This window comes from Atlantibacter sp. (assembly GCF_032062175.1).
Lineage (GTDB): Bacteria > Pseudomonadota > Gammaproteobacteria > Enterobacterales > Enterobacteriaceae > Atlantibacter.
This window is the reverse complement of record NZ_DAMBQK010000009.1, coordinates 69,910-92,732: the sequence shown is the minus strand read 5'-3', so window position 1 is coordinate 92,732 and position 22,823 is coordinate 69,910. Positions and strand designations below refer to the sequence as shown.

Here is a 22,823-nt window from a genome sequence, read left to right as displayed (position 1 = left end):
GGTATTAAAGGCGGAAAACGAGTTCAAACGGCACGTCCGAATCGTATCAATGGCGAGATTCGCGCCCAGGAAGTTCGCTTAACCGGTCTGGAAGGTGAGCCACTGGGTATTGTGAGTCTGAGAGAAGCGATCGAAAAAGCTGAAGAAGCTGGAGTAGATTTAGTTGAAATCAGCCCTAACGCCGAACCGCCAGTTTGTCGTATTATGGACTACGGCAAGTTCCTTTATGAAAAGAGTAAATCTTCTAAGGAACAGAAGAAAAAGCAGAAAGTTATCCAGGTTAAGGAAATTAAATTCCGTCCTGGTACTGACGAAGGCGACTATCAGGTAAAACTCCGCAGCCTGATTCGCTTTCTCGAAGAAGGCGATAAGGCCAAAATCACGCTGCGTTTCCGCGGTCGTGAGATGGCCCACCAACAGATCGGTATGGAAGTGCTTAATCGCGTGAAAGAAGATCTGAATGAACTGGCCGTAGTCGAATCCTTCCCAACGAAGATCGAAGGCCGCCAGATGATTATGGTGCTCGCTCCTAAGAAGAAACAGTAAGGCCTTCAAGTAGCAACGTCTGTGGAGCCTTAGGGCTTCACAGATTTTGTTCGCCCTACGTTTCGTTTAATCAACAATGCGAAGTGGAAGTTATTAAAATGCCAAAAATTAAGACCGTACGCGGTGCTGCTAAGCGCTTCAAAAAAACCGGTAAAGGTGGTTTTAAGCACAAGCACGCTAACCTGCGTCATATTCTGACCAAAAAAGCTACCAAGCGTAAACGTCACCTGCGCCCGAAAGCCATGGTTTCCAAAGGCGATCTGGGTCTGGTCATCGCGTGCCTGCCGTACGCATAAGCCGTTTATCTTTTAACTTTTTTACAGAATAGAAACAGGAGAGCACTATGGCTCGCGTAAAACGTGGTGTAATTGCACGCGCACGTCACAAGAAAATTTTGAAACAAGCTAAAGGCTACTACGGTGCGCGTTCACGCGTATACCGCGTTGCCTTCCAGGCTGTTATCAAAGCTGGTCAGTATGCTTACCGTGACCGTCGTCAACGTAAGCGTCAGTTCCGTCAACTGTGGATTGCGCGTATCAACGCAGCAGCACGTCAGAACGGTATCTCTTACAGCAAATTCATCAACGGCCTGAAAAAAGCCTCTGTTGAAATCGACCGTAAGATTCTGGCTGACATCGCCGTATTCGACAAAGTGGCATTCTCTGCCCTGGTTGAAAAAGCGAAAGCAGCTCTGGCATAAGCCAGTTTGAAGGAGGGAGCTTGCTCCCTCTTTTGCTTTCTGGCCTTCGTTTTATTGACATTTCAACCTGATAGCCTTTCAATAGACGAATTAGCTTCAAGAAATAAGGTAACTGCAAGCATGAACGCTGCTATTTTCCGCTTCTTTTTTTACTTTAGCACCTGATCTCAGGGGGCTTGCGCGTAAGAAAGAAACGGAAAATAAACGCCAAAAGCCTCCATCGTGGAGGCTTTTTTTTTGGTCGACAGAACAATCACTACTCAGGCGTATGCGCCACTATTATGAGGAAAACCATGCCACATCTCGCAGAGCTGGTTGCCAGTGCAAAGGCAGCTATAGACCAGGCCTCTGATGTTGCCGCGTTAGATAACGTACGCGTCGAATATCTGGGCAAGAAAGGGCACCTGACCCTTCAAATGACCACCCTGCGTGAACTGCCGCCAGAAGAGCGTCCGGCAGCAGGCGCGGTGATTAACGAAGCCAAAGAGCAGGTCCAGCAAGCGCTGAACGCCCGTAAATCCGATCTCGAAAGTGCCGCGCTAAATGCCCGCCTCGCCGAAGAAACCATTGATGTTTCTCTGCCGGGCCGTCGCATTGAGAATGGCGGCCTGCATCCGGTGACCCGCACTATCGATCGTATTGAAAGTTTCTTCGGCGAACTGGGCTTTACCGTGGCAACGGGCCCGGAAATCGAAGACGATTACCATAATTTCGACGCGCTGAATATTCCGGGCCACCACCCGGCGCGCGCCGATCACGATACTTTCTGGTTTGACGCCACCCGTCTGCTGCGTACCCAGACCTCCGGCGTGCAGATCCGCACCATGGAAAACCAGCAGCCGCCTATCCGCATCATCGCGCCGGGCCGCGTCTACCGTAACGATTACGACCAGACCCACACCCCGATGTTCCATCAGATGGAAGGCCTGATCGTTGATAAAAATATCAGCTTCACCAACCTGAAGGGTACGCTGCACAATTTCCTGGAAAACTTCTTCGAAGAAGATTTGCAGATCCGCTTCCGTCCATCCTATTTCCCGTTTACCGAACCGTCCGCTGAAGTGGATGTGATGGGTAAAAACGGTAAGTGGCTGGAAGTGCTGGGCTGCGGCATGGTGCACCCGAACGTACTGCGTAACGTCGGCATCGACCCGGAAGTCTATTCTGGCTTCGCCTTCGGTATGGGCATGGAGCGTCTGACCATGTTGCGTTACGGCGTCACCGATTTGCGCGCCTTCTTCGAAAACGATTTACGTTTCCTCAAACAGTTTAAATAAGGGCAGGACTATCCAATGAAATTCAGTGAACTCTGGTTACGTGAATGGGTAAATCCCGCCATTGATAGCGACGCGCTGTCCGGGCAAATCACTATGGCTGGCCTCGAAGTAGACGGCGTAGAGGCGGTTGCCGGCGCGTTTAACGGCGTAGTGGTGGGTGAAGTGGTGGAATGCGACCAGCACCCTAACGCCGACAAACTGCGCGTGACGAAAGTCAACGTGGGCGGCGAGCGCCTGCTGGATATCGTCTGCGGTGCGCCAAACTGCCGTCAGGGCCTGAAAGTGGCCGTAGCAACCGTGGGCGCAGTGCTGCCGGGCGATTTCAAAATCAAAGCGGCAAAACTGCGCGGTGAGCCGTCAGAGGGCATGCTGTGCTCATTCTCCGAGCTGGGCATTTCCGACGATCACAGTGGCATTATCGAACTGCCTGCGGATGCGCCGATTGGCACCGATATCCGCGCCTACCTGAAGCTTGACGATAACACCATCGAAATCAGCGTCACGCCTAACCGCGCCGACTGCCTGGGGATTATCGGCGTCGCCCGCGACGTGGCGGTACTCAACAAAGCGCCGCTTAATGAGCCGGAAATCGCGCCAGTCGCCGCAACCATCAACGATACGCTGCCGATTACCGTTGACGCGCCGCAGGCGTGCCCGCGCTACCTGGGCCGCGTGGTCAAAGGTATCAACGTTAAAGCGCCGACCCCGCTATGGATGAAAGAGAAACTGCGCCGCTGCGGCATCCGTTCCATTGATGCGGTAGTGGACGTCACCAACTACGTGCTGCTCGAACTGGGTCAGCCGATGCATGCGTTCGATAAAGATCGCATTGAAGGCGGCATCGTGGTGCGTATGGCGAAGCCGGGCGAAACCCTGGTGCTGCTGGACGGCAGCGAAGCGACGCTCGATGAAGACACGGTAGTGATTGCCGATCATCACAAAGCGCTGGCGATGGGCGGCATCTTTGGCGGCGAGCACTCCGGCGTTAACGACGAAACCCAGAACGTGCTGCTGGAATGCGCATTCTTTAGTCCGCTGTCGATTACCGGCCGCGCGCGCCGTCACGGCTTGCACACCGATGCATCCCACCGCTATGAGCGTGGCGTTGATCCGGCGTTGCAACACAAAGCCATCGAGCGCGCAACCCGTCTGCTGATTGATATCTGCGGCGGCGAAGCGGGCCCGGTGATTGATGTCACCAACGCATCTCACCTGCCGGCGCGCGCCACCATCACGCTGCGCCGCAGTAAGCTGGACCGCCTGATTGGTCATCACATCCCTAATGAGCAGGTAAGCGATATCCTGCGCCGCCTGGGCTGCGATGTGACCGAAGGCGAGGGCCAGTGGAAAGCGGTTGCGCCGAGCTGGCGTTTCGATATGGAAATCGAAGAGGACCTGGTGGAAGAAGTGGCGCGTATTTACGGCTACGACAACATCCCTGACGAGCCGGTGCAGGCGGGTCTGGTGATGGGTCACCACCGTGAGGCCAACCTGTCTCTCAAGCGCGTAAAAACCCTGCTTAACGACAAAGGCTATCAGGAAGTGATCACCTACAGCTTCGTTGACCCGAAACTGCAACAGAGAGTGCATCCGGGCGAAGAAGCGCTGATCCTGCCGAACCCGATCGCCAGCGATATGTCGGCAATGCGCCTGTCGCTGTGGACCGGTCTGCTGGGCACCGTGGTGTACAACCAGAACCGCCAACAAAGCCGCGTACGTATCTTCGAAACCGGTCTGCGTTTTGTGCCGGATACCCAGGCTCCGCTGGGCATTCGTCAGGATGTGATGCTGGCAGGCGCGATCTGCGGCAACCGCGTGGAAGAGCACTGGGATCAGGCGAAAACCGGCGTCGATTTCTACGACATTAAAGGCGATTTGGAATCCGTTCTGGAACTTACCGGTAAACTTTCTGAAATTGAATTTAAAGCAGAAGCCAACCCGGCACTGCATCCTGGCCAAAGTGCTGCTATATATTTAAAGAACGAACGCATTGGTTTCATTGGCGTTATTCACCCGGAACTGGAACGTAAGTTCGATCTCAATGGTCGTACGCTGGTGTTTGAGCTGCTGTGGGACAAGGTTTCTGACCGTGTAGTGCCGCAAGCTCAGGAAATTTCACGCTTCCCGGCGAACCGCCGTGACATCGCAGTTGTGGTGGCAGAAAACGTTCCCGCAGCGGAAATTTTAGCCGAATGTAAGAAAGTTGGCGCAAATCAGATAGTTGGCGTAAACTTATTTGACGTGTACCGTGGCAAGGGTGTTGAACAGGGCTTTAAGAGCCTTGCCATCAGCCTGATCCTTCAGGATACCAGCCGTACACTCGAAGAAGAGGAGATTGCCGCTACCGTTGCCAGATGCGTAGAGGCACTAAAAGAGCGATTCCAGGCATCATTGAGGGATTGAACCTATGGCGCTTACTAAAGCTGAAATGTCAGAATATCTGTTTGATAAGCTTGGACTTAGCAAACGGGATGCCAAAGAACTGGTTGAACTGTTTTTCGAAGAGATCCGTCGTGCTCTGGAAAATGGCGAACAGGTTAAACTTTCCGGGTTCGGGAATTTCGATCTGCGCGATAAAAACCAGCGTCCCGGGCGTAACCCAAAAACTGGTGAGGATATTCCCATTACGGCTCGTCGTGTGGTGACCTTCAGACCCGGTCAAAAGTTGAAAAGCCGGGTTGAAAACGCCTCGCCGAAAGAAGAGTAATCTGACGTAATTAAAAAGGCCGCATTGCGCGGCCTTTTTTCTTTGCCTGCCCGTCAGGTCACCGTAGAATCAACCCTCTCTGTAAGCCATTCATTTCATTTATGCATTCATTGATACAGGCACAACGCCGACGGGAACGGACCTGGTTAACCACGCTGACGCTGCTGCTGCTGGCGGGAGCGCTGATAAGCCTGTGCGCAGGCGACATGTGGATCGGCCCCGGCGACTGGTTTTCACCAACGGGTCAACTGTTCGTGTGGCAAATTCGCCTGCCGCGCACCCTGGCGGTAATGGCGGTGGGGGGGTCGCTGGCGCTGTGCGGCGCTATCCTTCAGGCATTGTTTGAAAACCCGCTGGCGGAACCGGGCCTGCTCGGCGTTTCGAATGGCGCGGGTGTCGGGCTTATCGCCGCGATTTTATTGGGGCAGGGCGTACTGCCAGGTTGGGTGCTAAGCCTGTGCGCTATCGCGGGCGCACTGTTGATCACGCTTATCCTGCTGCGCTTCGCCAGACGCCATCTGTCCAACAGCCGGTTGCTACTGGCGGGCGTGGCGCTGGGCATCATCTGTAGCGCCCTGATGACCTGGGCGGTTTATTTCAGCACCAGCCTCGATTTACGCCAGTTGATGTACTGGATGATGGGCGGTTTCGGCGGCGTTGACTGGCGTCAGGGCTGGCTGATGCTGGCGCTGATCCCGGTGATGGTATGGGTTTGCCGCCAGTCGCATCCGCTCAACGTGTTGGCGCTGGGGGAAATGTCTGCCCGGCAGTTGGGTCTGCCGGTCTGGCTGTGGCGCAACCTGTTGGTTCTCGCCACCGGTTGGCTGGTGGGGATCAGCGTCGCGCTGGCGGGGTCGATTGGTTTTATCGGTCTGGTTATCCCGCATGTGCTGCGGCTTTGCGGCCTGACGGATTACCGGGTGTTGTTGCCCGCCTGCATGGCTGCCGGGGCGGCGGTGCTGTTACTGGCGGACGTTATCGCGCGGCTGGCGCTGTCGTCGGCGGAGCTGCCCATCGGCGTCGTTACCGCTTCTCTCGGCGCACCGGTATTTATCTGGCTATTATTAAAAGCCCGGTAAAAAACATCACACCATTATAATGAGGTTGCTATGCATAACGACATTTTAAACACTGACGTGATTACCATTGACGGCGTGTCCACCACACTCGAGCCATGGCGCGGTAACGTGCTGCTGATCGTCAACGTCGCCTCTAAATGCGGCCTGACGACGCAATACGAGCAACTGGAGAACATCCACAAGGCCTGGCGCGACCAGGGCTTCTCGGTGCTCGGTTTCCCTTGTAATCAGTTCCTCGGCCAGGAGCCTGGCAGCGAAGAGGAGATCAAAACGTTCTGTAGCACCACTTACGGCGTGACCTTCCCGATGTTCAGCAAAATCGACGTTAACGGCGAAAACCGTCATCCGCTGTACCAGAAACTGATCGACGCCGCACCGACCGCCGTTGCCCCGGAAGCCAGCGGCTTTTATGAGCGCATGGCGAGCAAAGGCCGCGCGCCGCTATACCCGGACGATATCCTGTGGAATTTTGAAAAATTCCTGGTGGGACGTGACGGCCAGGTTGTCCAGCGTTTTTCGCCGGATATGACGCCGGAAGATCCTATTGTGATGGAAGCGATCAAACTGGCGCTGGCGAAGTAATGACCGTACTGATGTCGCTGGAGGCGGTGCAGGAGCCGGGCAGAATTGGCCCGGTTACCGCTGAAATCCGTAAAGGGGAATGGCTACACCTGGTCGGCCCGAACGGTGCCGGAAAAAGCACGCTGCTCGCCGGGCTGGCAGGGATGCGCCAGCCTGCCGGGGCCATCTCTTTTCTGGGAACGCCGCTAAACCAGTGGCAGGGCGAGGCGCTGGCGAGACACCGCGCCTGGCTTACCCAGCAGCAAACGCCGCCTTTCGCCATGCCGGTGTGGCACTATCTGGCGCTCCACCGCCACGGTGCGACCGACGACGCGTTGCTCAACGAGATCACCGATGCCCTGTGGCTGACCAGTAAGCTTACCCGGCCCGTCAACCAGCTCTCCGGCGGTGAGTGGCAGCGCGTACGCCTGGCGGCCGTGATATTACAAATTCACCCGCGCACTAACCCGCATGGTGCACTATTGCTGCTGGACGAACCCATGAACAGCCTGGACGTGGCGCAGCAGGCGGCGCTGGATAAATTATTGCAGCAGCTGTGCGAGCAGGGCGTCAGCGTAGTCATGAGCAGTCACGACCTGAATCACACCCTGCGACGCGCCCATCGCGTCTGGTTGCTGCAAAATGGAAAAATGATTGCCCAGGGCGTGAGCGGCGATGTCATGACGCCTGGGCACCTTAATCGCGTTTATGGTATTGATTTCCGTCGCTTAGAGATTGACGGGCATACCATGCTGATCTGCCCCTGAGTTAGCGGAACGCGTCTTGCCACGGCTGGCGGCTCACGCTAAATTACCTTCCGGGAATAAAGGCTAGAGGATGTGCCTGAAAAATGCGGATGTGGATCATTGTAATCGCAACATTACTACTGGCGGGCTGTGGGCATCACTCTGCACCGCCGCCAAACGCGCGGCTTTCGGATTCCATTACCGTGATTGCCGAACTTAACGATCAGCTCCGTACATGGCACGGTACCCCATACCGCTATGGCGGAATGAACCGCCACGGTGTGGATTGCTCCGCCTTTGTCTTAGTCACCTTCCGCGACCGTTTTGCACTACGTTTACCCCGCCAAACCAGTGAGCAGGCCGAAGTGGGCACCCGCATCGATAAAGACGAACTGTTGCCAGGCGATCTGGTGTTCTTCAAAACCGGCTCCGGTGAAAATGGCTTACATGTCGGCATCTATGATACAGACAATCAATTTATCCATGCTTCCACCAGCCAGGGCGTGATTAAATCATCGCTGGATAATGTGTACTGGAATAAGAAATTCTGGCAAGCCAGACGCATCTAGTCGTGAAGCAGGAAATAAGCATTAACGCTTATTTTATGGTGGTTAGCAGACAAATCAGATTAATCCATATCGCAAACGGGTGAGTTTGCCGCCATCTATTATCAAGATACAAATAATGGTAGTTATAGTTATGTATACGCCGTAACGTTAAATTAAATATATTTACGCAACGTTAACTCTATTTTGATTACCAGGCTATCTTAGTTACACGGGTGCCTGAAAGTACACTGAATGCAACAACGAACACAGCCAACATGTTTCTTTTATCCGAATACGCGCAGGCGTATTCAGCATAACCCTGCGAGCGGAGGGATGCCGTTTAATACCCAGTTAATGGGACAGGTAAAATGATTATTTCACTCGATAAAGATTATCAGTCAACCCTGCTATTCCAGCCGATCAGGAAGGTCAACGGCGCGTTACTGGGGGTAGAGATAATAGCTAACTTTTCATCGCGCGAGGGCGATATCCGTATTCCAACCGATCTGGTTATTCCTCGCATTAGTGACGATGAACAGTTAATACTATTTTATGAGAAACTCTCACTGCTGGAACAATTCCGCAGCCATTTTATAAACCATGGACTATGTGCATGGATAAATATAAATCACGTTCACGTCGCGGCTATTTTGAGCAATGAAAAACTGACAGCGCGACTGGCGCAGCTTCCTTTTCTAGAATTCACTATCAGTGAGAATTATCCCGCGTTAAATGACGGGAAAGATAATCTTTCTTTACTGGCGTTTTCTCGCCGCTATGCTCTGGTACTGGCAAATTTTGGCGCAGGCGCGGCGACCACCCGTTCTATATTCGACCGCCTTTTCAAACGCATCATCATGGATAGGTTTTTTATTCATAAACGCATTGGCGAGCGATCCTTTGAGCCATTTATGAAAGCGATCGTCGATCAGGTGTCGCCGTTTTGTCACACCATGATAATTGCCGGCATCGACACCGATAGCGCGCGCCAGAAAGCGATTGCGCTGCGCTTCCACGCCATGCAGGGCAATCTGTGGCCAGTGATGGAGCCTCAGGCACTGCTGTTTCTGTTGCGCAATCACCAATAACCCTCAGGTTAACCCGTGTTTAAACTTTTCGTCAGGCACTACACTGGTAGCAGGAGGTCTGATGAAAAATCCAAAATTTATTACTACCTGGCGTGACGAGTTGCCCGGTTTTTACAGCGAACTCTCACCGACGCCACTCACCAATGCGCGCCTGTTCTGGCATAACCCGCCGCTGGCGCAATCGCTGGAACTGCCCGACACCCTGTTCGATTACCAGGGCAGTGCAGGCGTGTGGGGCGGAGAAACCCTGCTGCCCGGCATGTCGCCACTGGCGCAGGTTTACAGCGGCCACCAGTTCGGCGTCTGGGCGGGGCAACTGGGCGACGGGCGCGGCATTTTGCTCGGCGAGCAGCAGCTTAGCGATGGGCGGCGCGTCGACTGGCATCTTAAAGGCGCGGGTCTGACGCCGTATTCCCGTATGGGCGATGGGCGGGCGGTGATCCGCTCCACGCTGCGCGAGTGCCTGGCCAGTGAAGCCATGCACTATCTCGGTATCCCCACCACCCGTGCGTTAAGCATCGTCACCAGTGATACGCCGGTCTACCGGGAAACCGCCGAACGCGGCGCTATGCTGATGCGCATCGCCGAAAGCCACGTGCGCTTTGGTCATTTCGAACATTTCTATTACCGCCGCGAGCCGGAACGGGTGCAGCAACTGGCGGAGTACGTCATTCAACATCATTTCCCGGAACTGGTTGACGAGCCTGATCGGTTGGCGCTGTTCCTCGAACAGGTAATAACCCGCACCGCGTCGCTGATTGCGCGCTGGCAGGCGGTAGGCTTTAGCCACGGCGTCATGAACACTGACAACATGTCGATCCTCGGCCTGACCATCGATTACGGTCCGTATGGCTTTATGGATGACTGGCAGCCGCGCTTTATCTGCAATCATTCCGATTACCAGGGGCGCTACGCCTTCGATAACCAACCGGCCGTTGGCCTGTGGAACCTGCAACGGCTTGCGCAAACTTTCGCGCCGTTCGTCAGCGCCGAACGGTTAAACGCGCTGCTGGACAATTATCAGGAGGTACTGCTGCGCGAGTACGGGGCGCTGATGCGCGCGAAACTGGGGCTGATGACCCAGCAGCGCGGTGATAATGAACTGTTGAACGCGCTACTGGATCTGATGCAGCGTGAAGGCAGCGATTTCACCCGCACCTTCCGCATGTTGAGTGACACTGAACAGCTTTCCGCCGCCTCGCCGTTGCGCGATGAATTTATCGATCGCGCCGCGTTTGATAGCTGGTTTGGCCGCTATCGTGAACGCCTGCACCAGGAAGCGGTGGCTGATGACGTGCGTCAGGCAGCGATGAAAGCGGTCAACCCGGCGATTGTGTTGCGCAACTACCTGGCGCAGCGCGCAATCGACGCCGCAGAGCAGGGTGACGCCAGCGAAATGCAGCGCCTGAGTGACGCGCTGCGCCAGCCGTTCGCCGATCGCAATGACGAGTACAGCCGTCGCCCCCCAGACTGGGGGAAACGGCTGGAGGTGAGCTGCTCCAGCTAATCGCGGGTGCAGAAACGCCTACAGCGCAGGGTATCTTCTTTTAGCACCTGCCTGGGATAACCTGAATGGCGTGCATTGCGTGTTATTTGGTCAGAAGGAGTTTTCCGGCCTGAGTTTGTCGCAACAGATAGTGTTGGCCATCATGCACGATCACGATGCGCCCGTCCGATCCTAGCAGGGTTTTGCTGTCGATCTGACGTGGCGCAGTGGTGTTGTCAGCGGCGTTTTTCGGCGACTCGCCGAAGCCAGGGGCTTTATCAATCTGCATCATGCTGTTTAAAAATGACAAAAAAGTAACAATAAGAATCATTATCAGTAATCAGCAGCGGAGCGGCAAGGGCTATTTATGAGGAAATGGCGAACAAATCAAGTTCTTGCCGAAAATACGGGTTAAAAAATGCCCTCGGGCGAGGGCATTTAACGTCATCAGAAGCGGCTTTCCACCGCGTCGTTAAGCATCGCCAGCAGGGTTTCACTGTCGTCCCAGCCCAGGCACGGGTCAGTAATCGACTGGCCGTAAACCAGCGGCTTACCGGTTGTTATCGGCTGGTTGCCTTCCTCGATAAAACTTTCCACCATCACGCCAGCGATGGCGCGTGAACCTCCGCGGATTTGAGCACAAATCTCTTCGCAGACGTCCAGTTGGCGGCGGTGCTGCTTCTGGCAGTTGCCGTGGCTGAAGTCCACCACCAGATGCTCCGGCAGGTCGAACTGGCGCAGCGCGTCGCAGGCGGCATTCAGATCGTCGGCGTGATAGTTAGGCTGTTTCCCGCCGCGCATAATGATATGACCGTAAGGGTTACCGCTGGTCTGGTAGATGGTCATCTGGCCATGTTTATCCGGCGACAGGAACATATGGCTGGCGCGGGCAGCGCGAATGGCATCCACCGCGATGCGGGTATTGCCATCGGTGCCGTTTTTGAAACCGACCGGGCAGGAGAGCGCCGAGGCCATTTCACGGTGGATCTGGCTTTCGGTAGTGCGTGCGCCAATTGCGCCCCAACTGATTACATCGGCAATAAACTGGCCGATCACCATATCAAGAAACTCGGTAGCGGTAGGGACGCCCAGCTCGTTCACGCGCAGCAGCAGGCGGCGCGCCTGCTCAATACCGTGATTAACGCGATAGCTGCCGTTGAGATCGGGGTCAGAAATCAGGCCCTTCCAGCCCACCACGGTGCGCGGCTTTTCGAAATAAGTCCGCATCACGATTTCCAGCCGCGCGTGGTATTTTTCACGCAGTTCCTGCAATCGCGCCGCGTAATCCATAGCGGCATCAACATCGTGGATTGAGCAGGGGCCAATAATCACCAACAGGCGCTTATCATCGCCGTTTAAAATTTTCTCAATGCGACGGCGTGCGGCAGTAACGTGTTCAGCGACGCCGGCAGATACAGGGTAGCGCTGAGCGAGTTCGGCTGGCGTCACCAGCGAATCGATCCGCGCCGTGCGGAGTTCGTCAGTTTTATTCATGGGTGTCTCAAAATTTTGTGCTTCAACGGCTTCAGTACCGGGAAGTGATGGGCATCACAATAAACCAATCCTGAGTGATTTCAAGATAAGCGGCTGCGATGGACCACAATGCGCGACACCCTAACACAGAAAAACGCACAGTTGTACTAGTAAGTTAGTACATGCGGCGATTGAGCCCCATGATATCCAACAGTTTTGTCGCCAGCTCTTCCACGGAATAGTTAGTACTGTTGAGATACGGGATCTGATGCTTACGGTACAACGCTTCCACTTCCGCGACCTCCATTCGGCACTGGCGCATCGAGGCGTAGCGGCTATTTTCGCGGCGCTCCTCGCGAATGGCGGCCAGGCGTTCCGGGTTAATCGTCAGGCCAAACAGCTTGTGCTGGAGCGGCTTTAACGCCACGGGAAGATTCAGGTTATCCATATCGTCGGCAATAAAGGGGTAGTTGGCGGCGCGGATGCCGAACTGCATCGCCAGATAAAGGCTGGTAGGGGTTTTGCCGCAGCGCGATACGCCCAGCAGAATCACCTGCGCCTGATCGAGGTTGCGCATCGAAATGCCATCGTCATGGGCGAGGGTGTAATCAATTGCCGCGATACGCGCATCGTATTTATTCAGGTTAGCGGCGTTGAGCCCGTGTGTTCGGTGGGCGATCGGCGTTGGGTCGAGCTTCATTTCCTGCTGCAATGGGGCCACCAGCGCCTGGACAATATCCTGGCAAAAGCCTTCGCTTTGCAAAATAATGGCGCGAATATCCGGCATCACAATCGAATAAAACACCAGCGGACGCACGCCGGTTTGCTGATATATCGCGTCGATCTGCTCTTTCACCGCTTTAGCACGGCTTTCATTTTCGACAAACGGCAGGGTGATGCTGTTAATGGACACCGGGAACTGCGACATCACCGCATGGCCCAGCACTTCGGCGGTAATTGCCGTTCCGTCTGAAATATAAAAAACGTGGCGATCGACACTGCTGTCCATAAATAACGTCCTGATGAAATTGGGAATATCCTTAAAGGATAATTTAAATCTCGCCAGTCAGACATAGCGATCCTCTCATTTTTTTAAAATGAAATGGTGTTTTTATTTATTATGAAAAGTGGATTTCATTTTTCGATATTTCCTTTTAAACCATGGGTATATTAATGACCTGTTTCTAATCAATAAGTTAGATTTTTGAGCGTTTGCACATTGCATTGAACATTTTTTATTTTGCTTGAACGATTCACCGTTTTTCCCGACCGGCTAAATATGCCAGGCTTAATGCGTCGTCAGATATTTATTTACCCCTATCAAATATCACAAAAGGATTGTTTCGATGTCCAACAATGGCTCGTCACCGCTAGTGCTTTGGTATAACCAACTCGGCATGAATGATGTAGACAGAGTTGGGGGCAAAAATGCCTCCCTGGGTGAAATGATTACCAACCTGTCCGGCGTGGGTGTTTCCGTGCCAAACGGGTTTGCTACTACCGCTGATGCGTTTAATCAGTTCCTCGACCAAAGCGGCGTCAATCAGCGCATTTATGAGCTGCTGGATAAAACCGACATCGATGATGTATCCGAACTGGCCAAAGCTGGCGCGCAGATCCGTCAATGGGTGATTGATACCCCCTTCCAGCCTGAACTTGAGCAGGCGATTTGTGATGCTTATAACCAGCTTTCCGCGGATGACGCCGACGCGTCCTTCGCCGTGCGCTCCTCCGCCACGGCGGAAGACATGCCGGACGCCTCATTTGCCGGTCAGCAGGAAACCTTCCTGAACGTGCAGGGCATTGATGCGGTGATGGTGGCGGTGAAGCACGTTTTCGCCTCGCTGTTTAACGACCGTGCCATTTCCTATCGCGTGCACCAGGGTTACGACCATCGCGGCGTGGCGCTCTCGGCGGGGGTTCAGCGCATGGTGCGTTCCGACCTGGCTGCGTCAGGCGTGTTGTTCTCTATCGACACTGAATCTGGCTTTGACCAGGTGGTATTTATCACCGGGGCCTGGGGCCTCGGTGAAATGGTGGTGCAGGGTGCGGTGAACCCGGATGAATTCTATGTTCACAAACCGACCCTGGAAGCGGGCCGCCCGGCGATTGTGCGCCGTACCATGGGCTCGAAAAAAATCCGCATGACCTATGCCGCGACCCAGGAGCATGGCAAGCAGGTTCAAATTGAAGACGTGCCGCAGGAGCAGCGCGACCGTTTCTGTATCACCAATGACGAGGTGCAGGAGCTGGCGAAACAGGCGGTGCTGATTGAGAAACACTATGGCCGTCCGATGGATATCGAATGGGCCAAAGACGGGCACACCGGCAAGCTGTTTATCGTCCAGGCGCGCCCGGAGACCGTGCGTTCCCGTGGCCAGGTGATGGAACGGTATACCTTGAACGCCCACGGCAATATCATTGCCGAGGGCCGCGCTATCGGCCACCGTATCGGTTCTGGCGCAGTGAAAGTGATCCACGACATCAGCGAAATGAACCGTATCCAGCCTGGCGATGTGCTGGTCACCGACATGACCGACCCGGACTGGGAACCGATCATGAAAAAGGCGGCGGCCATTGTGACCAACCGTGGCGGGCGCACCTGCCACGCGGCGATTATCGCCCGTGAACTGGGCATCCCGGCGGTCGTTGGCTGCGGTGACGCTACCGAGCGCATGAAAGACGATCAGAACGTGACTGTTTCCTGCGCCGAAGGGGATACCGGCTACGTTTACGCCGAGCTGCTGGACTTCAGCGTGAAGAGTTCCAGCGTCGACACCATGCCGGACCTGCCGCTGAAAGTGATGATGAACGTTGGCAACCCGGACCGCGCGTTTGACTTCGCCTGCCTGCCAAACGAAGGCGTCGGCCTGGCGCGTCTCGAATTTATCATCAACCGCATGATCGGTGTGCACCCGCGCGCGCTGCTGGAGTTTGACCAGCAGGAGCCTGCGCTGCAAAAAGAGATCAAGGAGATGATGAAGGGTTACGATTCGCCGGTAGAGTTTTACATCGGTCGTTTGACCGAAGGTATCGCGACGCTGGGCGCAGCATTCTACCCGAAACGCGTGATCGTGCGGATGTCCGACTTTAAATCCAACGAATACGCCAACCTTGTGGGTGGTGAACGCTATGAGCCGCACGAAGAGAACCCGATGCTCGGCTTCCGCGGTGCCGGACGTTATGTCTCCGACAGCTTCCGCGACTGTTTCGCGCTGGAGTGTGAAGCCGTTAAGCGCGTGCGTAACGAGATGGGTCTGACCAACGTGGAAGTGATGGTGCCGTTCGTGCGTACCGTTGACCAGGCTAAAGCGGTGGTGGAAGAGCTGGAACGTCAGGGACTGAAGCGCGGCGAGAACGGGCTGAAAGTCATCATGATGTGCGAGATCCCGTCCAACGCCCTGCTGGCGGAGCAGTTCCTCGAGTACTTCGACGGCTTCTCCATCGGCTCAAACGATATGACTCAGTTGGCGCTCGGCCTGGACCGCGATTCCGGTGTGGTGTCCGAACTGTTCGACGAGCGTAACGAGGCGGTGAAAGCGCTGCTGTCTATGGCGATCCGCGCCGCGAAGAAACAGGGCAAGTACGTGGGTATTTGCGGTCAGGGCCCGTCTGACCATGAAGACTTTGCTGCCTGGCTGATGGAAGAGGGGATCGATAGCCTGTCCCTGAACCCGGATACGGTGGTGCAGACCTGGCTCAGCCTGGCTGAACTGCGTAAATAACCCCCGGAAAATCTCACAGGCGGCTGAGTCAGCCGCCTTTTTTGTCCCTGCGTTTTACTGCCGTCTGGGTTTTCGGTTGAATTCCTTAATTAATTACACCCCTGAATACTCAAATTTTACGCAAAAAAAAGCCCTTCGTGGGAGAAGGGCAAAGACTACACACAGCAATTCATTGTTTCACTCAGGGGATTTCCATGCTTATAAATCAACGCGTTGATTCATAACCGTGATTTGATTGTAGGTAGACCCACTTCCAGCGTCGATCAGATTCGTCCCAATCGTTAACCAAAGGTAAATTATTTGCGACACAGAATGTTAAGCGGCATCAGGGCTAAAGGCATTTATCAGTAAAAACGCAGCGGGAAATGATTAGATTCACTAAAGTATCGGGCGAATGGCTTCGCCCGACAGGGTTATTTATCAAGAGGGTCAGTTTGCTGTTCCAGCGAATTTATCGCTTCGCGGGTGGACTGCTGCGGCGCGGGCGCTTCCTGAACCCAGACCGAGAACAGCCGCCAGGAAACTGCCAGCAGCACCGGGCCGATAAACAGGCCGATCATGCCGAACGCGATAAGCCCGCCGATCACGCCGGAGAGAATCAAAATCATCGGCAAGTCTGCGCCCATGCGAATCAACATCGGGCGGATCACGTTATCCATCAGCCCCACCACGCAACTCCACACCAGCAGCACCGTGCCCCAGGTGGTGTCACCGGTCCAGTAGAGCCAGATAATCGATGGGATCAGCACCACCAACGGCCCCAACTGCACCAGGCAACTCAGCACCATCACCACCGTTAATACGGCGGCGTAGGGAACGCCGGTGATCGCAAGGCCAATGCCGCCTAACACCGCCTGCACCAGCGCCGTGACCACGACGCCCAGCGCCACCGCGCGGATTGCCTGGCCCGCAAGCAGCACCGCCGCATCGCCGCGTTTTGCCGCCAGCCGAATCGCGAAATGGCGAATGCCATACGCCACCTGTTCACCGCGCCAGTACAGCAGGGCGCTGAACAGCAGCATGAGCGCGCAGTGCATCACCAACCGCCCGACGTGCGCCGCCTGGCCGATAAACCAGGTGGTGGTACTGCCGATATAAGGCCGTACCTTCGCCATGATGGCGCTACCGCCGCTCTCCAGCAGATTGTGCCAGCCGGCATACAGCTTTGTACCGATCAGGGGAATGCTGTTCAGCCAGTTAAGTTCCGGCATTCCGGTCTGGCCTTTTGAGACCCAGTCAACCAGCGGACCGCTGTTGTCCACCAGGCTGTTGACCAGCAATGCGATGGGAATAACAAACAGCAGGATCAGCAGCAGGGTCATCACCAGCACTGCCAGCGAGCGGCGGCCCCAAAGAATACGCTGGAGACGAATCAACACCGGCCAGGTGGCGATCACTACCGTTCCTGCCCAGGCGAAGCCCAGAATAAACGGCTGAACAATCCACAGGCAGGCAATAATCATGACCGACAAAAACAGCACGGACAGCAGCGTTTGCGGCACGTCCATGGGTTGACGAGAATTAATCATATTGACCTTCACAATGTGATGCGCCAAACCGACGGCGCGAAAAGTTGCATTCATTTGATGCTGATAAATGATGAGTGATTTCAGGCGGTTTTACGAGCCCAAAACCGCCGTTAAATCTCGTGGGCGAGTCCGAAAAAGTGTGATACAAACGTGGTGTCATCACGCAAACGATAACTTCCAATGATGACAACGAGGCTTGATTTAGCAGGCTCGCAACTCACAACTTCTCGATCTGGCAGGTTTAAGGCTAATGATCCCACAAATTTCTCAGGCGCCAGGGCTGGTTCAACTGGTCGTCAACTTTTTGCAGGCACTGGAGCAACACGGGTTTACCGGCGATACCGCCACAAGCTACGCCGATCGGTTAACGATGGCGACTGACAACAGTATTTACCAGCTTTTGCCCGATGCGGTGATCTTCCCGCGATCCACGGCGGATGTGGCGCTGATTGCCCGATTGGCGGATGAAGCGCGTTTTGCGTCGCTGGTGTTTACCCCGCGCGGCGGCGGCACCGGCACCAACGGCCAGGCGCTGAATAGCGGCATCATCGTTGATATGTCGCGCTATATGAACCGCATCATGGAGATTAACCCGCAAGAAGGCTGGGTGCGGGTGGAAGCGGGCGTCATTAAAGACCAGCTTAACCAGTACCTCAAACCCTACGGCTATTTCTTCGCACCGGAACTCTCCACCAGTAACCGTGCCACTCTGGGCGGCATGATCAATACCGATGCCTCCGGCCAGGGGTCGCTGGTGTACGGTAAAACGTCCGATCACGTTTTAGGCGTGCGCGCGGTGCTGCTGGGCGGCGACATTCTCGACACCCATGAGATGTCCTCTACCCTGGCGGAAGAGATGGGCCGCGAGCCGGGGCCCATTGGCCGCATCTATAAAACCGTGGTGGAGCGCTGCCGCGAACAGCGCCCGCTGATCCTGGCCAAATTCCCGAAACTCAACCGCTTCCTGACCGGCTATGACCTGAAAAACGTCTATAGCGATGATATGAGCCGCTTCAACCTGACGCGCATTCTCACCGGTTCAGAAGGCACCCTGGCGTTTATTACCGAGGCGCGGTTGGATATCACGCCGCTGCCCAAAGTGCGCCAGTTGGTAAACGTCAAATATGACTCGTTCGACTCCGCGCTGCGTAACGCGCCGTTTATGGTACAGGCTCAAGCGCTGTCGGTAGAAACAGTCGACTCCAAAGTGCTTAACCTGGCGCGGGAAGATATCGTCTGGCATTCGGTGAAAGAGCTGATCACCGATGTGCCGGATAAAGATCTGCTCGGCCTGAACATGGTTGAATTCGCCGGGGAAGATGAAGCCCTGATCGAAAGCCAGGTGGCAGGGCTGTGCGCGCGTCTGGATGAACTGATGGCGCGCGGCGAGGGCGGGGTGATTGGCTGGCAGGTGTGCGCCGATTTAGTGGGCGTAGAACGAATCTACGCGATGCGTAAAAAAGCGGTGGGGCTGCTGGGTAACGCAAAGGGGCTGGCAAAGCCGATCCCGTTTGCCGAAGACACCTGTGTACCGCCGGAAAACCTGGCGGATTACATTGTTGAGTTTCGCGCCCTGCTGGACAGCCACGGTCTGAGCTACGGCATGTTCGGGCATGTGGACGCGGGCGTGCTGCACGTGCGCCCGGCGCTGGACATGTGCGACCCGCACCAGGAAGTGCTGATGAAACGCATCTCCGACGAAGTGGTGGCGCTGACCGCGAAATACGGCGGCCTGCTGTGGGGTGAACACGGGAAAGGCTTCCGCGCCGAGTACAGCCCGGCATTTTTCGGCGACGAGTTGTATCACGAACTGCGCGTCATCAAAGCGGTCTTTGACCCGAACAACCGCCTTAATCCGGGCAAAATCTGCCCGCCTGCGGGCATTGACGCGCCGATGAAAAAGGTCGATGACGTCAAGCGCGGCACCTTCGACCGGCAAATTCCCATCGCGGTACGCAGCGCCTGGCGCGGGGCGATGGAGTGCAACGGCAACGGCCTGTGCTTTAACTTCGACGTGAAAAGCCCGATGTGCCCGTCGATGAAAATCACCAGCAACCGCATCCACTCCCCGAAAGGGCGCGCCACGCTGGTGCGTGAATGGCTGCGGCTGCTGGAAGATCGCGGCGTTGACCCGATCAAGCTGGAAAAAAGCCTGCCGGAAAAACGCGCCAGCCTGCGCACCCTGATTGAGCGCACCCGTAACACCTGGCATGCGCAGAAAGGCGAGTATGACTTTTCACATGAAGTGAAAGAGGCGATGTCCGGCTGCCTGGCCTGTAAAGCCTGTTCAACCCAGTGCCCGATTAAAATCGATGTGCCGGAGTTCCGCTCGCGCTTTTTACAGCTGTACCACACCCGCTATCTGCGCCCGGTGCGTGACCATTTTGTGGCAACCGTGGAAAGCTACGCGCCGCTGATGGCCCGCGCGCCGAAAGTCTTTAACTTCTTTATGAGCCAGCCGTGGGTGAAAGACCTGTCGGCGAAGCATATCGGCATGGTCGATTTGCCGCTGCTTTCCACGCCGACGCTGCAACAGCAGTTGGTGGGCCACCGCAGCGCCAACATGACGCTGGAAGATCTCGAAGGGCTGAGCTTTGCCGAGCGCGACCGTACCGTACTGGTGGTGCAGGACCCGTTCACCAGCTACTACGATGCGCAGGTGGTGGCGGATTTTGTCCGGCTGATTGAGAAGCTGGGCTTTAATCCGGTGGTGCTGCCGTTCTCGCCTAACGGCAAGGCGCAGCATATTAAAGGCTTCCTGGATCGCTTCGCCCGTACCGCGCGCAAAACCTCCGAATTTCTTAACCGCGTAGCGCAACTGGGCATGCCGATGGTGGGCGTCGATCCGGCGCTGGTGCTGTGCTATCGCGACGAATACCGCCAGGCAATCGGCGAAGAACGCGGCGATTTCAACGTGCTGCTGGTGCATGAATGGCTGCTGCGGGTGTTTGAAAATAACGTGGCGGAGCCGGTGGTCGGGGAATCCTGGTATCTGTTTGGCCACTGTACCGAAGTCACCACACTGCCCGGCGCGACCGGGCAGTGGGCAGCGCTGTTCGCCCATCTCGGCGCGAAGCTGGAAAACGTCAGCGTCGGTTGTTGCGGCATGGCGGGCACCTACGGCCACGAAATTAACAACCACGCCAACTCGCTGGGGATTTACGAGCTGTCGTGGCATCAGGCGATGCAGCGTCTGCCGCGCAATCGCTGCCTGGCGACCGGCTACTCGTGCCGCAGCCAGGTGAAGCGCATCGAAGGCAACGGCGTGCGTCACCCCTTACAGGCAATGCTGGAGATACTGGGATGATCTGGAAACGCAGCGCGACGCTGGAGGCCCTGAACACGATGGGGCACGACAATATGGTGGGGCTGTTGGATATTACCTTCAGCCATATCGGCGACGATTCGCTGGAAGCCACCATGCCGGTGGACAGCCGCACCCGCCAGCCGTTTGGGCTGCTGCATGGCGGTGCGTCAGTGGTACTGGCGGAAACCCTCGGTTCGGTGGCAGGGTATCTGTGCACCGAAGGCGAACAGCGGGTGGTGGGGCTGGAAGTCAACGCCAACCATCTGCGTTCCGCCCGGGCAGGCATCGTGCGCGGCGTTTGCCGCGCGGTACACGTTGGCCGCCGCCATCAGGTGTGGCAAATCGATATTTTCGATGAACAGAACAAACTCTGCTGTACCTCCCGTCTAACCACGTCGGTGGTGTAATACCCCTGTTCGGGTCAATAAACTGGCCCGAATAGAGACAAATCCGATCCCGCTCCGCTCGCCGGAATGCCGCGCCGTGCCTATACTTCAGTCGCAGCACGTACTGCTTATCCTGCGGAGCCGGCCATGAAATGCCTCGTTTTAAGCATGATTAAAGAACCACCGAAAGATCCCGATAAATGGTTTGATCTGGAAGGAAGACGAACCAGGGAAAACAGGAAATAGCGAACAGTAACGCCTTGTCGATTAGCCGGAGGTAATATGTCTGAGCGACCTGATTATGATCCGATTCCATCTGACAGACCGATTACAGATGACCCTGAACGTTTGCCGCCTGATGATTACGATCCTTTAGACCCGGATATTCCTGATATTGAAGATCCCGATCGGCTTCCGGAAGATGACATCGATCCCGATGTCCCGGATATAGACGATCCAGACAGGCCCGTCAGGCCATTGTAAGGTGAGAAACGCTGTTAGCGGCGAGCAGTAACGCCAGGCAGGCCGGGTAGCGAACGCTACCCGGTTGAGGCTTAATTAGTTGTGAGTTGCGAACCCATTTCTGAACTGATTAAGGTAAAAATCATACCGTTTCTGAAACCAGATTTTGCTTTCGTGCTCCATCAGGCCAGTAATATTATCCAGATTCACATCCCTGCCGCGTAATTGCATCCCGGCGAAACTAAATGCAAGAAAATCAAAGTTTTGTTCAGACATTACGCTACTTTCACTCACAAACTGCATCTATTGCACCTCTACGACAATGTTTAAAAGGTTTTACGTTGGCCGGAGATAAGTATTAGCGATATTCCAGGAAAATGTGAAAAATATTTTCATTAATAAAATCAGTCGCCTATAAATTTTATTCCTCAGAGTGAAGCGTAGCGGTAATAATTATTCTTTTATGAGTGAAAATGTACATAATTATACAGGTCTCATACTTTTGCCTGAGTGACGCACCACCGGAAAGCTGTCTCTCTGCGCCTGCTAACCTCTTACCTAATCACATAAATAGGTATTATCTATACATCTTTTTCTTCTGCCACGACATGCCCATTCTGACTAGCAAAATACCTTTGATTTCAATTAACTAAACCGCACGCTTCGCCATCTGCAACTCTTCTGTGAGGGTCTATCCTTAATAAAGACGCCCAAAAAAGCAGCATTCCACCAATACCCATGTTGCCAGAATGTTGTATTGAGAATTGTTATCACTAACATAGGGCTATCGGCCTGTGGGCTTTGAATCAATGAGGTGAATGATGGATGTGCAAACTGATAACTTCGATCCGAAAGATTTCGCCTGGCAGGGGCTGACGCTGACGCCTGCGGCGGCGGAACACGTTCGCAAGCTGACGTCGGCGCAGGAAGGCATGTCAGGCATACGCCTCGGCATCAAACAAACCGGCTGCGCGGGCTTTGGCTATGTGCTGGATACCGTGAAAGAGCCACGCCAGGACGATCTGCTGTTTGAGCAGGACGGGGCGCGGCTGTACGTGCCGCTGTCGGCAATGCCGTTTATCGATGGCACGGAAGTCGATTATGTACGTGAAGGATTAAACCAACTGTTCAAATTCAATAACCCGAAAGCCCAGAACGAATGTGGCTGTGGCGAAAGCTTTGGGGTCCAGGCGGAATAACTCT

Annotated in this window: 23 protein-coding genes, 1 other RNA gene and 1 other annotated feature; of the genes, 18 read left to right on the top strand and 6 right to left on the bottom strand. The window is 55.0% G+C overall.

What is annotated here, in order from left to right; genetic code table 11:
- Positions 1–3 precede the first annotated feature (3 nt).
- The 13 genes from infC (at position 4) to selO (ending at position 10,759) form a co-directional block, all read left to right on the top strand.
- A complete protein-coding gene (gene infC / locus RT120_RS10620; RefSeq protein WP_312982575.1) occupies positions 4–546 on the top strand; it encodes a translation initiation factor IF-3 in 543 nt (180 codons plus the stop codon).
- Positions 547–644: 98 nt separating this feature from the next.
- On the top strand, positions 645–842 hold the full coding sequence (rpmI, locus tag RT120_RS10615; RefSeq protein WP_001124225.1) for a 50S ribosomal protein L35: 198 nt from the start codon (positions 645–647) through the stop codon (positions 840–842).
- A gap of 47 nt (positions 843–889) precedes the next feature.
- Positions 890–1,246, top strand: a complete 357-nt coding sequence (gene rplT / locus RT120_RS10610; protein WP_000124849.1) for a 50S ribosomal protein L20 — start codon at positions 890–892, stop codon at positions 1,244–1,246.
- 115 nt (positions 1,247–1,361) lie between these two features.
- Positions 1,362–1,485 (top strand) — a sequence feature (Phe leader region).
- Complete coding sequence (gene pheM / locus RT120_RS10605) at positions 1,367–1,411, top strand: pheST operon leader peptide PheM (RefSeq protein ID WP_001386830.1); 45 nt, start codon at positions 1,367–1,369, stop codon at positions 1,409–1,411. It overlaps the preceding feature by 45 nt.
- Before the next feature lie 54 nt (positions 1,486–1,539).
- On the top strand, positions 1,540–2,523 hold the full coding sequence (gene pheS, locus RT120_RS10600) for a phenylalanine--tRNA ligase subunit alpha (RefSeq protein WP_312982473.1): 984 nt from the start codon (positions 1,540–1,542) through the stop codon (positions 2,521–2,523).
- 15 nt (positions 2,524–2,538) lie between these two features.
- Positions 2,539–4,926, top strand: a complete 2,388-nt coding sequence (gene pheT / locus RT120_RS10595) for a phenylalanine--tRNA ligase subunit beta (protein ID WP_312982471.1) — start codon at positions 2,539–2,541, stop codon at positions 4,924–4,926.
- A gap of 4 nt (positions 4,927–4,930) precedes the next feature.
- Positions 4,931–5,230: an integration host factor subunit alpha gene (ihfA, locus tag RT120_RS10590; RefSeq protein ID WP_001229266.1), complete on the top strand. Its 300-nt coding sequence runs from the start codon at positions 4,931–4,933 to the stop codon at positions 5,228–5,230.
- A gap of 101 nt (positions 5,231–5,331) precedes the next feature.
- Positions 5,332–6,309, top strand: a complete 978-nt coding sequence (btuC, locus tag RT120_RS10585; RefSeq protein WP_312982469.1) for a vitamin B12 ABC transporter permease BtuC — start codon at positions 5,332–5,334, stop codon at positions 6,307–6,309.
- 30 nt (positions 6,310–6,339) lie between these two features.
- Positions 6,340–6,891, top strand: coding sequence for a glutathione peroxidase (locus RT120_RS10580; RefSeq protein ID WP_312982468.1), 552 nt, complete (start codon positions 6,340–6,342; stop codon positions 6,889–6,891).
- Positions 6,891–7,637 (top strand): vitamin B12 ABC transporter ATP-binding protein BtuD, encoded by a 747-nt coding sequence (btuD, locus tag RT120_RS10575; protein WP_312982466.1) that lies wholly within the window; start codon positions 6,891–6,893, stop codon positions 7,635–7,637. Before RT120_RS10580 ends, btuD begins: the two co-directional genes overlap by 1 nt.
- Before the next feature lie 83 nt (positions 7,638–7,720).
- Positions 7,721–8,185 carry an NlpC/P60 family protein gene (locus RT120_RS10570; protein WP_312982464.1) on the top strand — a complete coding sequence of 155 codons (465 nt, stop codon included), beginning with the start codon at positions 7,721–7,723 and terminating at the stop codon, positions 8,183–8,185.
- A 347-nt stretch (positions 8,186–8,532) separates the two neighbouring features.
- A complete protein-coding gene (locus RT120_RS10565; RefSeq protein ID WP_312982463.1) occupies positions 8,533–9,252 on the top strand; it encodes an EAL domain-containing protein in 720 nt (239 codons plus the stop codon).
- A 61-nt stretch (positions 9,253–9,313) separates the two neighbouring features.
- Complete coding sequence (gene selO, locus RT120_RS10560) at positions 9,314–10,759, top strand: protein adenylyltransferase SelO (RefSeq protein ID WP_312982461.1); 1,446 nt, start codon at positions 9,314–9,316, stop codon at positions 10,757–10,759.
- Between the two features lie 82 nt (positions 10,760–10,841).
- Here the strand turns inward: selO and hemP are convergent, their stop codons facing one another.
- The 3 genes from hemP to RT120_RS10545 form a co-directional block, all read right to left on the bottom strand.
- On the bottom strand, positions 10,842–11,048 hold the full coding sequence (gene hemP / locus RT120_RS10555; protein ID WP_409515039.1) for a hemin uptake protein HemP: 207 nt from the start codon (positions 11,046–11,048) through the stop codon (positions 10,842–10,844).
- Between the two features lie 137 nt (positions 11,049–11,185).
- Entirely contained in the window at positions 11,186–12,232 is a 1,047-nt protein-coding gene (locus tag RT120_RS10550) for a 3-deoxy-7-phosphoheptulonate synthase (protein WP_312982457.1), read from the bottom strand.
- 154 nt (positions 12,233–12,386) lie between these two features.
- Positions 12,387–13,220 carry a pyruvate, water dikinase regulatory protein gene (locus tag RT120_RS10545; RefSeq protein ID WP_312982455.1) on the bottom strand — a complete coding sequence of 278 codons (834 nt, stop codon included), beginning with the start codon at positions 13,218–13,220 and terminating at the stop codon, positions 12,387–12,389.
- Positions 13,221–13,557: 337 nt separating this feature from the next.
- Here RT120_RS10545 and ppsA point away from each other — a divergent pair, with 337 nt between their 5' ends.
- Positions 13,558–15,936 carry a phosphoenolpyruvate synthase gene (ppsA, locus tag RT120_RS10540; protein WP_312982453.1) on the top strand — a complete coding sequence of 793 codons (2,379 nt, stop codon included), beginning with the start codon at positions 13,558–13,560 and terminating at the stop codon, positions 15,934–15,936.
- A gap of 120 nt (positions 15,937–16,056) precedes the next feature.
- Here the strand turns inward: ppsA and rprA are convergent.
- Positions 16,057–16,164: antisense sRNA RprA (gene rprA / locus RT120_RS10535), an RNA gene on the bottom strand.
- Between the two features lie 185 nt (positions 16,165–16,349).
- Complete coding sequence (gene ydiK, locus RT120_RS10530; RefSeq protein WP_312982452.1) at positions 16,350–17,465, bottom strand: AI-2E family transporter YdiK; 1,116 nt, start codon at positions 17,463–17,465, stop codon at positions 16,350–16,352.
- A gap of 250 nt (positions 17,466–17,715) precedes the next feature.
- Between ydiK and RT120_RS10525 the strand changes: the two genes are divergently transcribed.
- The 3 genes from RT120_RS10525 (at position 17,716) to RT120_RS10515 (ending at position 21,641) form a co-directional block, all read left to right on the top strand.
- A complete protein-coding gene (locus tag RT120_RS10525) occupies positions 17,716–20,772 on the top strand; it encodes an FAD-binding and (Fe-S)-binding domain-containing protein (RefSeq protein WP_312982450.1) in 3,057 nt (1,018 codons plus the stop codon).
- Complete coding sequence (menI, locus tag RT120_RS10520; RefSeq protein ID WP_312982449.1) at positions 20,769–21,179, top strand: 1,4-dihydroxy-2-naphthoyl-CoA hydrolase; 411 nt, start codon at positions 20,769–20,771, stop codon at positions 21,177–21,179. Before RT120_RS10525 ends, menI begins: the two co-directional genes overlap by 4 nt.
- A 261-nt stretch (positions 21,180–21,440) precedes the next feature.
- Positions 21,441–21,641, top strand: a complete 201-nt coding sequence (locus RT120_RS10515; RefSeq protein WP_312982448.1) for a hypothetical protein — start codon at positions 21,441–21,443, stop codon at positions 21,639–21,641.
- Between the two features lie 75 nt (positions 21,642–21,716).
- Here RT120_RS10515 and RT120_RS10510 read toward each other — a convergent pair whose 3' ends face one another.
- Positions 21,717–21,896, bottom strand: a complete 180-nt coding sequence (locus RT120_RS10510) for a glycogen synthesis protein GlgS (protein WP_409515042.1) — start codon at positions 21,894–21,896, stop codon at positions 21,717–21,719.
- 545 nt (positions 21,897–22,441) lie between these two features.
- Between RT120_RS10510 and sufA the strand changes: the two genes are divergently transcribed.
- Positions 22,442–22,819, top strand: coding sequence for a Fe-S cluster assembly scaffold SufA (gene sufA / locus RT120_RS10505; RefSeq protein ID WP_312982573.1), 378 nt, complete (start codon positions 22,442–22,444; stop codon positions 22,817–22,819).
- Positions 22,820–22,823: the final 4 nt, after the last annotated feature.

Excerpts from the sequence above, each read along its gene's own strand:
- RT120_RS10510 (WP_409515042.1), bottom strand. The coding sequence starts at position 21,896 with ATGTCTGAACAAAACTTTGATTTTCTTGCATTTAGTTTCGCCGGGATG.
- RT120_RS10515 (WP_312982448.1), top strand. The coding sequence starts at position 21,441 with ATGTCTGAGCGACCTGATTATGATCCGATTCCATCTGACAGACCGATT.
- pheS (WP_312982473.1), top strand. The coding sequence starts at position 1,540 with ATGCCACATCTCGCAGAGCTGGTTGCCAGTGCAAAGGCAGCTATAGAC.
- RT120_RS10545 (WP_312982455.1), bottom strand. The coding sequence starts at position 13,220 with ATGGACAGCAGTGTCGATCGCCACGTTTTTTATATTTCAGACGGAACG.
- ydiK (WP_312982452.1), bottom strand. The coding sequence starts at position 17,465 with ATGATTAATTCTCGTCAACCCATGGACGTGCCGCAAACGCTGCTGTCC.
- pheT (WP_312982471.1), top strand. The coding sequence starts at position 2,539 with ATGAAATTCAGTGAACTCTGGTTACGTGAATGGGTAAATCCCGCCATT.
- selO (WP_312982461.1), top strand. The coding sequence starts at position 9,314 with ATGAAAAATCCAAAATTTATTACTACCTGGCGTGACGAGTTGCCCGGT.
- ihfA (WP_001229266.1), top strand. The coding sequence starts at position 4,931 with ATGGCGCTTACTAAAGCTGAAATGTCAGAATATCTGTTTGATAAGCTT.
- RT120_RS10570 (WP_312982464.1), top strand. The coding sequence starts at position 7,721 with ATGCGGATGTGGATCATTGTAATCGCAACATTACTACTGGCGGGCTGT.
- RT120_RS10525 (WP_312982450.1), top strand. The coding sequence starts at position 17,716 with ATGATCCCACAAATTTCTCAGGCGCCAGGGCTGGTTCAACTGGTCGTC.
- RT120_RS10550 (WP_312982457.1), bottom strand. The coding sequence starts at position 12,232 with ATGAATAAAACTGACGAACTCCGCACGGCGCGGATCGATTCGCTGGTG.
- ppsA (WP_312982453.1), top strand. The coding sequence starts at position 13,558 with ATGTCCAACAATGGCTCGTCACCGCTAGTGCTTTGGTATAACCAACTC.
- menI (WP_312982449.1), top strand. The coding sequence starts at position 20,769 with ATGATCTGGAAACGCAGCGCGACGCTGGAGGCCCTGAACACGATGGGG.
- RT120_RS10565 (WP_312982463.1), top strand. The coding sequence starts at position 8,533 with ATGATTATTTCACTCGATAAAGATTATCAGTCAACCCTGCTATTCCAG.
- RT120_RS10580 (WP_312982468.1), top strand. The coding sequence starts at position 6,340 with ATGCATAACGACATTTTAAACACTGACGTGATTACCATTGACGGCGTG.
- rplT (WP_000124849.1), top strand. The coding sequence starts at position 890 with ATGGCTCGCGTAAAACGTGGTGTAATTGCACGCGCACGTCACAAGAAA.
- btuC (WP_312982469.1), top strand. The coding sequence starts at position 5,332 with ATGCATTCATTGATACAGGCACAACGCCGACGGGAACGGACCTGGTTA.
- btuD (WP_312982466.1), top strand. The coding sequence starts at position 6,891 with ATGACCGTACTGATGTCGCTGGAGGCGGTGCAGGAGCCGGGCAGAATT.
- rpmI (WP_001124225.1), top strand. The coding sequence starts at position 645 with ATGCCAAAAATTAAGACCGTACGCGGTGCTGCTAAGCGCTTCAAAAAA.
- sufA (WP_312982573.1), top strand. The coding sequence starts at position 22,442 with ATGGATGTGCAAACTGATAACTTCGATCCGAAAGATTTCGCCTGGCAG.